Annotated in this window: 15 protein-coding genes; 11 read left to right on the top strand and 4 right to left on the bottom strand. The window is 42.6% G+C overall.

What is annotated here, in order from left to right:
* The 6 genes from ACTWP7_RS07925 to purT form a co-directional block, all read left to right on the top strand.
* Positions 1–157, top strand: a 157-nt coding sequence (locus ACTWP7_RS07925; RefSeq protein ID WP_443122722.1) for a zinc ribbon domain-containing protein, incomplete at its 5' end; no start/stop codon positions are given.
* 162 nt (positions 158–319) lie between these two features.
* Complete coding sequence (locus ACTWP7_RS07920) at positions 320–1153, top strand: metallophosphoesterase (RefSeq protein ID WP_443122713.1); 834 nt, start codon at positions 320–322, stop codon at positions 1151–1153.
* A gap of 56 nt (positions 1154–1209) precedes the next feature.
* Positions 1210–1629 (top strand): hypothetical protein, encoded by a 420-nt coding sequence (locus ACTWP7_RS07915; protein WP_443122712.1) that lies wholly within the window; start codon positions 1210–1212, stop codon positions 1627–1629.
* 293 nt (positions 1630–1922) lie between these two features.
* Positions 1923–2168 (top strand): hypothetical protein, encoded by a 246-nt coding sequence (locus ACTWP7_RS07910; protein ID WP_443122711.1) that lies wholly within the window; start codon positions 1923–1925, stop codon positions 2166–2168.
* Between the two features lie 418 nt (positions 2169–2586).
* A complete protein-coding gene (locus ACTWP7_RS07905) occupies positions 2587–2778 on the top strand; it encodes a hypothetical protein (RefSeq protein WP_443122710.1) in 192 nt (63 codons plus the stop codon).
* Between the two features lie 1075 nt (positions 2779–3853).
* A complete protein-coding gene (gene purT, locus ACTWP7_RS07900; protein WP_443122709.1) occupies positions 3854–5047 on the top strand; it encodes a formate-dependent phosphoribosylglycinamide formyltransferase in 1194 nt (397 codons plus the stop codon).
* 54 nt (positions 5048–5101) lie between these two features.
* Here purT and ACTWP7_RS07895 read toward each other — a convergent pair whose 3' ends face one another.
* Both ACTWP7_RS07895 and ACTWP7_RS07890 read right to left on the bottom strand, forming a co-directional pair.
* Positions 5102–5878, bottom strand: a complete 777-nt coding sequence (locus ACTWP7_RS07895; RefSeq protein ID WP_443122708.1) for a helix-turn-helix domain-containing protein — start codon at positions 5876–5878, stop codon at positions 5102–5104.
* 499 nt (positions 5879–6377) lie between these two features.
* The gene (locus ACTWP7_RS07890; protein WP_443122707.1) at positions 6378–7289 is read right to left on the bottom strand and encodes a DMT family transporter; all 912 of its coding nucleotides are present in this window, start codon (positions 7287–7289) and stop codon (positions 6378–6380) included.
* A 559-nt stretch (positions 7290–7848) separates the two neighbouring features.
* Here ACTWP7_RS07890 and ACTWP7_RS07885 point away from each other — a divergent pair.
* The 3 genes from ACTWP7_RS07885 to ACTWP7_RS07875 all read left to right on the top strand — a co-directional run bounded on the left by ACTWP7_RS07885 (position 7849) and on the right by ACTWP7_RS07875 (position 9662).
* Positions 7849–8403: a DUF488 domain-containing protein gene (locus ACTWP7_RS07885; protein WP_443122706.1), complete on the top strand. Its 555-nt coding sequence runs from the start codon at positions 7849–7851 to the stop codon at positions 8401–8403.
* Positions 8404–8470: 67 nt separating this feature from the next.
* Entirely contained in the window at positions 8471–8596 is a 126-nt protein-coding gene (locus tag ACTWP7_RS07880) for a hypothetical protein (RefSeq protein ID WP_443122705.1), read from the top strand.
* A gap of 418 nt (positions 8597–9014) precedes the next feature.
* Positions 9015–9662, top strand: coding sequence for a lysozyme family protein (locus ACTWP7_RS07875; RefSeq protein WP_443122704.1), 648 nt, complete (start codon positions 9015–9017; stop codon positions 9660–9662).
* 76 nt (positions 9663–9738) lie between these two features.
* Here ACTWP7_RS07875 and ACTWP7_RS07870 read toward each other — a convergent pair whose 3' ends face one another.
* Positions 9739–10296: a cupin domain-containing protein gene (locus ACTWP7_RS07870; protein ID WP_443122703.1), complete on the bottom strand. Its 558-nt coding sequence runs from the start codon at positions 10294–10296 to the stop codon at positions 9739–9741.
* A gap of 890 nt (positions 10297–11186) precedes the next feature.
* Here ACTWP7_RS07870 and ACTWP7_RS07865 point away from each other — a divergent pair.
* Positions 11187–11417 carry a hypothetical protein gene (locus tag ACTWP7_RS07865; RefSeq protein WP_014642788.1) on the top strand — a complete coding sequence of 77 codons (231 nt, stop codon included), beginning with the start codon at positions 11187–11189 and terminating at the stop codon, positions 11415–11417.
* A gap of 238 nt (positions 11418–11655) precedes the next feature.
* Entirely contained in the window at positions 11656–12051 is a 396-nt protein-coding gene (locus tag ACTWP7_RS07860; protein WP_014642789.1) for a hypothetical protein, read from the top strand.
* A gap of 293 nt (positions 12052–12344) precedes the next feature.
* Here ACTWP7_RS07860 and ACTWP7_RS07855 read toward each other — a convergent pair whose 3' ends face one another.
* Complete coding sequence (locus ACTWP7_RS07855; protein WP_443122702.1) at positions 12345–13208, bottom strand: SDR family oxidoreductase; 864 nt, start codon at positions 13206–13208, stop codon at positions 12345–12347.
* Positions 13209–13342 lie beyond the last annotated feature (134 nt).

Genomic DNA, 13342 nt, shown 5'->3' with positions numbered 1-13342 from the left:
CGGATACCAGAACCGTGAGGTGAAGAATCTCGCTGTTCGAACGTGGGATTGCCCAAATTGCGGCTGCCACCACGACCGCGACCTAAATGCGAGCTTCAATATATTGAAGGAGATTCAAAGAATCCTTCCAACCGTCGGTGCGACGGGGCTAGCCTAATCATTTGAACGAATCGTTAGGTTCGTGCTCTTAGGAATCCCCCAACTTCAAGGAGTGTCAGCGAGTAAGTGGGGGTAGTTCAACTGTAATAAAAAGTCTTTCATATGTTAGGATATTAATGAAGATTTTGTAAAAATAACTAGGATCAGTGTGGTGGACAAGATGGGACGCAAGATTAAAAAGGCAAGCGTGCTCGGCGGAGTATTCATATGCATGGCAGCCATTGTAAAAGTTATGTATGACACGAATGTATTCAAACGAAAAGAGATCCATCTTGCTCATAAAAAAATACCGGAAGGCAGTCGGTTCAAAATATTGCAAATGAGTGACTTACATAATAAAGTGTTTGGAAGAAGCAATAAGAAGCTCCTTCAGACTATTGAAGAAGCTGAGGCTGATATGATGGTGATCACCGGCGATCTGATAGACCGGAATACGAAACAATGGGCTCAGGTCTTTTCTTTAATAGAGCGTATTGTCAGTGTGTACCGACACGTTTTTTTCGTTACCGGCAATCATGAGTGGGATCATCCTCTAACCCATCCTTTTTTGGAGGGACTGAAAGAAAGACATGTCACGGTTTTAAGAAATGACCATGTGGCTCTTCAAATAAACGATGGCCTTAGAATTAATGTTGTAGGAATCGATGATGTTCTTTCCAATCGGGAGAAAGTGGGACAAGCCTTTGATGGGGTAGATCAGCAGCTCTATACGATCCTGCTCTCTCACTCTCCTGATTTTGTTAACGAATATAAAGATCAACCGGCTGACTTAATACTGAGCGGTCACACTCATGGAGGGAAAGTGAAAATTCCATTTGTCGGATCGCTGGTGGCACCGGGGCAGGGGTTATTGCCAAAGTATGATCAGGGCATGTACCGGATTGGTTATAACCAGCTTCTTTATGTCGACAGAGGTCTCGGAACAAGTGTCGTGCACGTACGTTTTTTTAATCAAAGTCAGATAAGTTTAATGGAGGTTACTCATAAAGACTGACATGAATGAACAGTCCGTGAGGTTAGCTATTTATTGTATGGAAGGAAGAGGGAATAATGGTCAAAAATATCATCACAGGAGTCGCAGCTGCCTCCCTGGTCTCAACCTACAGTTATCACGTCAGCGATACAGACATGTCGACGATCCTAGTCTTTTACGTGGCTGCTTTCTGGTTTATTGCCAGCGGGCTCGGTTTGAAAGCTTTACAGAAGCAATTGAAATGGAAGAAAACGTACGGGGTCAATCTCTCGGTTTATTCTCTCGCAGGTGGATTAATTATGATCGCTCTGCTGTTTGGTGTGCATGTGTTTGAGCTAGCCTCAGGTGGAAGTCTGGATGCTTTATACTTTAGTGATATCAGCAGTATGTTTGGAACGGGAGTGGTGTGCGGGTTTACTTATTTTCACCTTCACCTGCTCGTGAGCGCAGCGGCTGCGAAGATTGGGAGTCAATACCGATACACAGAATCTAGATAAGGAATGACCGGCAGAATCGTAACAGTTCTGTCGGTTTTCTATGTTATCAAAGCATAATTATGAAGCTAAAGGGCCGGATTATGGAAGGCTCAGTTTCGAGATATCTTTGGTCCGCTACTCTATATAGAACAGGGATGACTGCGGAAACAACTCGCTTTCCTGCGGCCCTACACGAAGTAGGGTCGATCAACGTTGCCACAGGACGTGGCGATCTTAGTCGATCCTCCTTTTACCATAAGCCTCCTCGCTCGTTTCACTGAGGCCACTGAAAAACTCCTTTCTCCCCATGGGAGTTGGTAACGTTTGGTGTTGCTCCTCACGAATCGCTTGTCGGTGGATGCTTGCCGCGGGCACGGCCTCAGCTAACTTGGTCAAGAAGAACACTTGACCAAGTGGATCTTCGGCTCGCGCTGTTCCCGCAGGCGTCACCACCGAACGCTCGTCGTGGAAGCAACGAAAATCCATTTAAAAAAGTGCGTTTCTTGAACTTGCAAAAGCCAACCACTCGTAAACGATCCGTGAAACGAATGAAAGGATAGAGGAGGAAAGTCCGCTTTTGTGTAGCCTGCTTTTGATAAATCTTCAGTTTTTCAGCGGTCTCATGTTTATCCCACAGGGGTCTTCATCGTCCCCCTCCGGACCTGGCCGAATCAGAAACTCGAAACCATTTAAGATATCAATGGGTTTATGAGAAAAAAGCATGGGATCATGAGGCTATTTTCATGCTATAACGATGTGAAATAGCCTGTCATAAAAGCGTCCGTTATTCTTACTCGGCTGGGCTGGTGGGGAAATGGGGAGACTCCCAGGGGAGAAGGAACTAGGTGAGATCCCGCATCTTTAGGATCGATTCTGAGATTTATAGAATCTTTTATTTAAAAAATTTTGCCTGAGCAGTCAATATATTGATAATCATGTCGAAAATAGAAGTAAAGGAATTAAAGGAGTAATGTGGAAGTGGTGACGAACGTAGAATCATACTTGGAAGTTATTGACCAGACTGACCACCATACCTGCCGTAAATGTTCGACCTTGATGAGTCCAAGAAGAATCATATTTATTAGTGAAGTGAAAATAGATATATTGCTAGAATGTGAGGGCTGCGGTACGGCTCTGCCTTTAACAATAGATAAGTTGCAGAAACCCTGAATGGGTGAAGTTCCTTGAGAAGACGTATGGTACAAGTTTGCGGAGGTGCACAAGTTGGTTTTAATATCGGATGCCATACAGCTTTGAAGAAGTGGTCCGAAGGGGGCGCTTCTTTTTTTAATGAAGTAAAACGGCAATGAAAAAAGTTGAATCATACGCACTCTGAAGATTAACCGAAAATCATACGGACTTTTTCAAATCGTTACTACAGTAGGGAAGCAGGACTAAGGTGGAGAATTTATTGTGCTTGAAACTATGCGCGCTCCTAACCGTACATATAAATATGGGAAAGGATGAGAGATTATGAAGAGATATTTACTTTTTATTGGCAGCTTCACTATACTTTACTTCATCTATCAAATCGGATCCGGTTTACTATTAACTATGAATCATACACCAGAAATCTCTTTTTCAAGAGGTCCTTTAACTCAAGAAATGGATTTTGGAACTAGAAGCCTTTCGTTTTTGGTCATATTATTGATTGCTAGTATAGCTTATTTCATTTCACAATTATTGAAAACGCAAAAAAGCTAGATGGAGTTCAAGAATAGGATTCAGGAGTTAGCGAGTAACATATGATAATACCCCTCGGATTTGCGGCAGGTGTGTGGTAAATGAGCCCGGTGGAAAGCTGGGATGCTTTTGGTTTTTGATTCTTTTGATTGAAGGTTTGTAGCAGATTTTAGCGGGAAGTTTCTTTTAGCTTATGTAACGGTAAGTTTATCCACTATGATCAGCGCACTAATGATTATGTTCCGTAAAGATAAGAGAGCCATTCATGATTTTCTAGCTGGAACTTATGTATCAATTGAATCATGAATCCATAGCTTGGGATTCAGGTTAAAACCATAGGGCATTCGTTCATTAAGCCCCGTATACTAAGAGAACTTCCGTGAAATGGGGAGTTCTTTTTTGTGTGTTTATTATTCGTATTATCCTTTCGTGACATCTTTTATAAACGAACATTATTTAATTTTATTTTATTTTTGTTCGTTTAAAAGTTGCTTAACCCTTGAAATATGCCGGCATTTGAATTTAAAATAACGATAAACCCAAACATTCAGGAGGAGAAGCCATGTATGGAGCACCGAACCACCGTAATTCGAAAAAGATGATGATGCTTGGATCAGGAGAACTAGGAAAGGAAGTAGTCATGGAAGCGCAGCGGATGGGAATCGAAACCATTGCCGTGGATCGATACGAAGGGGCACCTGCTATGCAAGTGGCTCATCGGTTTGAGGTCATTGATATGCTTGATGGGAATGAGCTTCGCCGCGTGGTGGAAAAGGAACAGCCGGATTATATTGTTCCTGAAATCGAAGCAATTGCGACCGATACGCTATTAAAGCTTGAGAAAGAAGGCTATAACGTTATCCCAACGGCTTACGCCACCCAGTTAACGATGGACAGGGAAGGGATCAGAAGGCTTGCCAGCGAGAAATTAGGTTTGCCTACCGCAAAATATGAGTTTGCTAATTCATTAGAAGAGCTGAAAGAAGCGGTCCAAACCATTGGGCTGCCCTGCGTCATTAAGCCGATTATGAGTTCTTCAGGAAAAGGGCAGAGTCTCTGCCGCACAGAAGGTGAGATTGAAGATTCCTGGGAAGAGGCACTTGGCAGCGGCCGGGGAAATAGCACGCGGGTCATTGTTGAAGAATTTATTCATTTTGACTCCGAGATTACACTCCTAACGGTTCAAGCGGTCACTGGTACATACTTTTGCCCGCCGATCGGTCATCGGCAGGAGGGCGGAGATTACATTCAGTCGTGGCAGCCGCATACGATGAGTGAAGAAAACGTCCGACAGGCGGAAGCTATTTCGAAAAAGATCACAGATGAAATCGGCGGGTACGGGGTGTTCGGAGTGGAACTGTTTATTACGTCCAAAGGGGTGTACTTCAGTGAAGTATCTCCGCGTCCGCATGATACAGGAATGGTGACTATGGTTACCCAGCAACTATCTGAATTCGCCCTTCATGTGCGGGCCATTCTCGGGCTGCCGCTTGAGGATATTCAACTCGTTTCACCAGGCTCAAGTCATGCCGTAAAATCGTCGATTGAAAGCAGCGATTATATCGTTTCCGGTCTGGAAAAAGCGTTAGCCATCCCCCATACGCAGGTGAGGTTATTCGGAAAACCATCCGCTACGATCGGACGCCGCATGGCTGTTGTTCTCGGTACCGGTGACACTGCGGAAGCTGCCTGTAAACAGTCTGAAACAGCTGCATCTTATCTGGACGTGGTTACGAGTAACGGTACGGAATCCTAATAATATGTAGTAAACCATTCTGCCTCTTCTGTAAAGAGAGTCAGGGTGGTTTTTTTAGGTGTGCAGCCAGTCATAATACAGATTAGATGGGTCATCCATTACTTCTTTACGTACGGTCTGCTGGAAAGCCGCTAGGATCCCGCCATAAAAGTAGCCAAGAAAAGTTTTCTTGATCGAGGCATTCTGTTTAGCAAAAACCGCCTGTTTGAACGTCTGTGTAATGATGGTTATATAATGATCAACCGGATAGCTTAATTGCGTTTGCTGGTAGGCGTAATGAACCCTTTTCCAGGCGCCAAGAATATCCTTAACATTCAAGAAGGATTGAGAGAGCTGAATAAACGCTTTTGGTATGTAAGTGGGTAAATAATCGGGATCGATAACTGGCTTAGCAGCAAAGGATCCTTTCTTGACCGGTTTTGGAGTTTTAGTATGTTCAGGTTTCCCGGCACTTTCAGCTGTCTTCTCACTAGCGATATCTTTTTTCTCAGGAAGAGGATTTTCTTCAGCTGGATTGATCACGAGAATGTTCACTCCGCGCTTTCCGTTCGGACGAATCATTGGAACGCGCGTAAGCAAACCCGCTTGCTCCAGGGTATTGATCGCTCGCACAATCGTTCGACGGCTGCGCTTGGTCGCTTTTTCAATGGTTTCGATTTTAGCAAAAGAAACACCAGGATACTTAACGGAATGTCGCCAAATAAACGTTAATATTTCAAGGGAAGCTGGAGAAAGGCCGGATTTATGCTGGTATAGAAAAGAACGTACTCGTACATCTAATTCTTTTTTACTCGGGAAGGATTGAAGTTTGCTTATGTCATGGATATTCATTTTTCATCACCTATTCTTGTCTTGTTACTCTATTAATCGAAAGTTTTAAGAATTTGGTGTCGAAAAAGAATAAAATTTTTTTATATCGTGTTTTTTTAAAATTCTTTTTTTAATTAATCTTAGTTTATTCTTTGTTTCGGCAGGTGATTTTGCTGGATGAGGCTAGCTATACTAATGGTTTGAAGGTGGTCCATGCCGTGTCATTTGCCGTGACAAATAAGGGTGACAAGCATCTTTAGTGGTAAAAGAATTTTTAACAGGAAGAATGTATTAAAGGCATGGGTTGATGGTGTTTTGAAAAGAACCTATGTCCTGAAAAAGTAATCAACTATACGTTGGTCATCATTGGGAGAGCTGCCGACGTCCTTAAAGCCATATAAAAAAGCCCTGTTGTAGCTGATGGGATCCATCTACAACAGGGCTTTTTTAATTTAAATAATGAGAACAGGAATCTTTCGTTTTAAAAAATGTAAATTCAGGAAGAAAAAGACCGTGTCGTTTACCCCGCCTTCTCTTCCCTTTTATCAGTACTTGTAATGGAGGCTGAAGAGGGTTTTACGCTGAGTACGATAACCGTAACCAAAATAATTGCCATTCCAAGAAGTTGAATAATGGTCAAATGATCTCCGATAAGCAGAAAGCCAAATAAGGAAGCGGTTACAGGCTCAACCATAGCGACCATGGAAGCGGTTGTTGGCGCAGTCCACTGAATGCCAATCACATAAATCATAAATGAAATTCCAGCTCCAAGGACCCCCAATATAAGAAACCAGCCGATGTCGTTTGAGGTCATTACGCTAGCGGCTTCATCCATGTCTGCGATAAGCAAAAGGATAAGACAAAATGAAAAGAACGCGATGGTTAAAGTGGTCTGTGGCTTCCCGATGGAAGAGGCGTTCTTAAATCCAAATATGAATAATGCATAGGAAAGACCTGCAGCAAGCCCGGATGCCACTCCTAGTAAACCCACGGATAGCGAATCGGTATTGTAGGCCCCTGTAAGCATGATAATCCCTATAAGTACACCCGATATGCATCCCCATTTTAACCAGCTCGGACGCTCGATTCGTAATAAAAAAGAAATGACAAGGACAAACACCGGTGCTGTGTACATTAAAGTAGAAGCAACAGCCACGCTTGACGCCTGGATCGTGAAAAAATAAAAGGTGAAATTTCCAGCCACACCCAAACCAGCCAATGAAGACCAAATGTATAAGCGAGGAGAGGAGGTCCAATTTTGTCTAAAGCGTAAAAGAAACCATACAAAAAAACACCCAAAGCCAACAGCCCCTCGATAAAGAGAAATCACGATAGGATCCCAGCCCTTGTTCATTAAAATATCTGCAATTCCTCCACTAAAGCCCCAGCATATAGCCGCAAGAATAACCAAGCTTACACCTACTGATCTCACCGTTTGTAGGCCTCCTAAAAAAATAGTAGAAATCTAAAGTGGACTTAACAACAAAAATGAAAAAGCAAGGGCCAAGCCATCATCTGTATTTTCTTAATAAAAAGGTATGTTCTTTAGAAGGCATACATGGTAATTTTTCACCTGATCTTATATTCGACTTAACTTTCACACGTGGAATACAAGAAGCCAAGTAGAATATATGGCACTTAACGGTTAGAGGAAGAAGGTTAAAGGAATGCTGGCAGTAAATATTGATTTTATAGCTATCATGATATGAAAATTTCAGATTTAAATAGAGGGAAGCTGTGTCCATTTTGATCCCCAGGGGCGTAGCTGATTTTTAATAGAAACCCAGCCGCTTTCAAGAAAATGAAGGAGATGCAAGAAACTTAATAAAGATCAGAATGGAAATAATTAGTAAATGCATTTTAAGCTTAGCAGGGACGTGTCTATTTATCAACTAAAAAATAGAAAATATGGTATTTATAAGTGGGTATTTTTAGGGAATCGTGGAAAGGGTATAGTTGTTACATAAGTTTCTATCAAAGGGTGAAAGGATATGAAAATATATACGATTGGGCATTCCTACCATGACAAGCAAAAATTCTTGCAGATGCTTGAGATTGCAGATATCGAATATGTAGCTGATATCCGTGCCTTTCCTGCCAGTCGTAAGTACCCGCAGTTTAACAAGGAAAGAATGGAAGGTTGGCTTAGCGAAGCGGGCGTAGCTTACCAGCATTTTTCGGTGCTCGGTGGCAGGCGGAACCGGTCAGGCGAGATTGGGGAGAACCTAAATGCCGGGTGGGACAATCGCTCGTTCCACAACTATGCGGATTATACATTAACGAAGGAGTTTCAAAATGGGCTGGAGAATTTAAAAGCGGAGGCTGAAGGAAAGAATCTTGTGTATATGTGCTCCGAACGGCATCCAGCCAAGTGTCACCGCCTGTTGATTAGTAACTGGCTGCAGGAGAACGGCTGGGATGTTTTTCATATCATCAACGACTCAAAAGGAAAAACGGAGTTGGTCGGTCATGAACTTGGCCGGTGGGGTGCGATGCCTATTGTCGAAGAGGATGGAACAGTCGTGTATCCAATGCTTGAGGAGTAAGGCACTAAGCCGCAGAGTACGGCCAGGGATCGATAGATTAAATTTCACCTTGTTGAGGAGGGAGATCATGTGGATCGTGTTTTTGATCATTTTAGTGGTAGCGGCCATCGCTGCTTTAGCCTTACCGATTCTACTGCCTTCGAAAAGAAGTAAGGGAAATCCGGATAAATATCATGAGTCACGCTGGATGTAGTAAATGAAGATTTTAAGGCCGCGGGTCTATAAGAGCCGGCGGCTTACATAATAATGGGTAAACGCTGTGCAGGAGAGGTGATAACGTGAAAGTTTTTCTGCTTATGTTCGTTTCGATATTGATTACTGACTTTTTATCTCGGCAAGTTTATGCCTGGATTAATTTGGAGTACAGCTTATTTCAAGATCCTTTTAATCTATCGTTGTTTTTACTAGACTTCGGTATCTTTCTCTTGATTGCGATGGGAGTTTATTCTCTCCTGAGTAAACTATTTTCAAAAGGAAGTTCTGCTCGGTCGTAGGATTGATTAGGGTTTCGGACTTGGCGGGGAACACGACAAAAAGCATGAGAAGACAATTAAGCGTACCGGCATGTTAAAATAGACTCATCTTATGAAAGTATCGATAAGGGGAGAAACATGCCGAAATATAAATTAAAAACAAAATTTAAAAAAGCCGTTTCGGAAACATTCGTGAAAATTATTCTGCCTATCATTCTAGTCATCGGTGGTATTTATCTGCTAAGCAGTAATTTGGGAGACGGTTTAACCAGCAGTACCAATGAATCTACCGGCTTGTCCGATCAGGTGCTGCAATATGAAGATGAAGTTCGAACGTATGCAAAGCAGGAAGGAATAGAAGAACACGTAGATGTTCTGTTAGCGTTAATGATGCAGGAATCGGGTGGAAGAGGAGATGATCCGATGCAAGCCTCTGAATCCTTATGCGGTTCGGTCGGTTGTATTGATGATCCAGAGAAGTCGATCGAACAAGGGGTGTCTTACTTTGCCGACGTGTTGGAGCGGGCTGATCAGGACGTTAAATTAGCGCTTCAATCCTACAATTTTGGCGCAGGTTTCATTAATTATGTCATGAATAACGGTGGAGAATATACGCAGGAATTGGCCATTGAGTTCTCTGCGCAGAAATATGAGGAGTTGAAACATACGGGCAAATATGACTGTATTCGTGAGGAAGCGGAACAGTACGACGCCTGTTATGGGGATATCTATTACGTAAATGCGGTTCTTGATTATTATGATGATGAAGAAATTCAGGATTTGTAATGCAGCGGCTATGAAGATAGGAATGGGAACTTCTATTATCGAGAAGTTCCCATTTTAAAGGTGTAGTTATTCAGTTTTATTCTTCTGCAGCTATCGCTTCAGCCTTCGTAGCATGAACGGTGCCGAACGGATGGTTAGGCGGGGCGTAGATCGAGTAAAGTTTGAGCGGCGTACTGCCCGTGTTCGTTAAGTTATGCCACGTGCCGGCAGGGATGAAGATAGCCGAATCGTCCATTACATTTCTTGTGAAGTTCAAGTTGTTTTTTTGTTTACCCATCTGTACAAATCCCTGGCCCTGCTCTACACGTAAGAATTGATCGAGATTTGGATGCCTTTCTAAGCCGATATCTTCTCCTGGTTTGATACTCATCAGGGTCAACTGCAGATGGTCGCCGGTCCATAATGCTGTGCGAAAGGTATTATTTTGCTTGGTGGCTTTATTGATATCCACCACAAATGGGTTGGGGCCATAATCTTTTAGCTGAATGTTTCCTTGCCCGTGCGAAGGACGCCAGGCAGCATGCCCGTAGTCCTGAGGGTATGCCCAGTACCCCTGCTGATTACCATAGCTGTACATAGGGACATTTCCATCATAAGGATAACGATATGGATACATATAAGGATTATAATACACTTTTCTCCATCCTTTCTTAGTTCCTAAAGTTATCCTATGCATGAGCCCAGTGAACGTACGTAAAAATTAATTCGGAAATCCCCCAGTAGTTTCTGACGCTTCAAATGGTGCGTTACTTTAAATGTCTATGTAGATTTTTTAGAAAAGCTCACGATATTGGAAGACTCAGTTTCGAGATATTTAGGCTGAGAGGACAGTCCTTCGGGGGATGATTTCGCTTTCCGTGGGAATGCGCGGAGCCTCCTCAGGCTTTGCCTTCCGGGGTCTCCCCTGTCATTTTCATCCCACAGGAGTCTACATCATCCCCCTCCGGACTTTGCCAAATCAGAAGATCGAAACCGCTTTACCCTTCACCGCTTAAGAAGAAATACCACATGAGCTTTATCCTTTTATCAGGCTGAAACTATGGGATAGATCCTGTTATATAAGCATTCCAGCCAGGTTAAGGAGAACAGAATTCTCTTTTTCCGAAGGGGCCGTTCTTCCTAATAAAGCTGGGGCTGGTGGGGAAATGGTGAGACTCCCATGGGAGAAGGAACTAGGTGAGATCCCGCGGGGAGTGAAACGAGCGAGGAAGCTCATGGTAAAAGGAGGATCGACTAAGGTCGCCACGTCCTGTGGCAACGTCGATCGACTCTACGTCGTGTAGGGCCATAGGAAAGCGAGTTATTTCCCCACCAACTCTCATTTTTTTATGGCAACGGATCCAGTATATCTCGAAACTGAGTCTTAAAGTAGACGGCCCTTTAGTTTAATAAATCGCTTATGAATATTCCACAACAATATTTTACAAGGTTAGAAAAAGGATTGAGATCAAGCGGCAGATTTGAAATAATAGATAAGTTCTTACATGTAACGAACAGGGATTCAACCAGGAGGGATCATCATCCATGAGCAAAATCCGTCAGCTGTTTAGCGGACCCATATTTTCCGAAAAAATTGATCGTTTTATTCTGATCCCGCTCGCCCTAATCGGAGTTCTTCTTGCCAGGTATTTAAAATCAGCCGGGTGGGCCACAGGTGATGCTTTAGGCATTCTGGTGCTGGCAGCTATCCTGTTGACCATCGGCTTGCGAATCATAGGTGCTCGTTGGAAGGAAAAGAAAAATATTACCCATTAAAAGCCGTCTTTTCATAGAAAAGGCGGTATTTTTTAAAGGTATGAGTACCAAAAGGGTCGATTATTAAATCAGGACGATCAGTAGAAAAGTGGAAATTAAATTAGATTAACTTACAGTTACTGGCGCAATAATCCAGCAACATTTTATCGAAACCAAATCTGGATGAATAGGTGGACGATTTTTTTGATATGTTCCTCCTTACATAGTTAGGAGCTAGACAGGAAGGGGTGGGGTTATTATGAAGAAAATATACGGAGGCTTTTCAATAATTTTTATAACCCTTCTATTAATTAGTTGTTCAGAACGTAATCAATATATTCTAGAAGGTGAAAGTGATCATTGGGAAGCAAAATTAAAAGTAACAGTAAAGGCAAATGACGCAACATCTAAAGATTTTATTATTAACTATAAAGGAGAATTAAATCAATTAGCTGACATAAGCAGGTTAGAATATTCTTATAAAAGTGCTGCATCTAGTGGAAAATCGGAGATTAACTTTAATGGCAAACCTCCCCAGAGAAAATCGTTTACTCATCATAGTGGAAGCAGTGGCAGTTCCTTTGACAGTGAACAAACTGTAAATGTGACTGTTAAATGGGATGGAAATGAAGAAAAAATGAAGCTGAAAGAATAGTGTGATTTTCATATGGTCAATATGATTCCACAAAGGAAGTGGGGAACTTGTTAAAATCTGAAGTTGCCAACAGATTTATATCATTATTAGTACTTTAAACATTCGTAATTTTTGTGTTAGTCAATGATACCAAGATGTTAGTAGTCCGGCATTTCTAATCATTACAATATAGTATTGCGATTTCGGGTACAGCTTATCAATTAAAAATTTTTTAAACTAAAGATAAATAAATAGCTACGAAACAAGGTCTACTAACCGTTAGCAAGACCTTCTCGTAGCAGAATAGATGTTTTTTATCCGTTTACAATTATGCCGCCGTTCACATGCAGCATCTGGCCGGTGACGAAACTTGCATCCTGGCTCGCAAGATAGACGTAAGCCGGGGCTACTTCTTTCGGCTGACCGGGGCGCTCCATCGGATTGTCAGAACCGAATTCGGCAACCTGCTTCCGGTCGAAGCTTGCAGGGATCAGAGGCGTCCAGATGGGACCCGGAGCCACTCCGTTCACACGAATCCTCTGACCAACAAGAGATTTTGCAAGCGCGCGAGTGAAGGATGTGATGGCTCCTTTTGTAGATGTATAATCAATCAATTGCTCGTTCCCCTCATAGGCTGTAACTGAGGAGGTGTTGATGATCGAGCTTCCTTTTTTTATATGTGGGAGTATGGCTTTTGTCATGTAGAAATAGGAAAAGATATTGACACGGAAGGTGCGCTCAAGCTGTTCATTCGAGATATCAAGAATATTGGTCTGCGGAAATTGCACGGCTGCGTTATTGACCAGCACATCGACTTGACTGAATTTACGCTTAATTTGTTTTACGGCATCTGTACAAAAATCAGGGTCAGCAATATCTCCGCTGATCAGCAGACAGGTACGGCCTTCTTGTTCAATTAAGTGTTTTGTATCCTCGGCATCCTGATGTTCATCAAAGTAAAGGACGGCTATATCGGCTCCTTCACGTGCGAAATGCAGACTTACCGCCCTGCCTATGCCGCTGTCTCCTCCCGTTATCACTGCAATTTTCCCCTGGAGCTTTCCGCTGCCCTGATAATTTTCATGGATATATTCTGGGAGCGGATTCATTTCACATTCGAATCCCGGCTGGTGGTTTTGGTGCTGTTTCGGTTGAATTTCTTTCTTTTGGTTGTTCATGAGTAGTCCTCCCAAATAGTGAATAGCTATTTCTAAGGTACCCATTAGGTCGGAGAATATTTGCGCAACTCCAGGTAGTATTGGAAAGATCTATTTCATGTAGCGAATGCTTATATCTTCCAGTTTAATTTGTT

Source organism: Halobacillus sp. B29 (genome assembly GCF_052246755.1).
Taxonomy (GTDB): Bacteria; Bacillota; Bacilli; order Bacillales; family Halobacillaceae; genus Halobacillus; species Halobacillus halophilus.
This window is presented reverse-complemented; position numbering and strand designations above follow the sequence as displayed.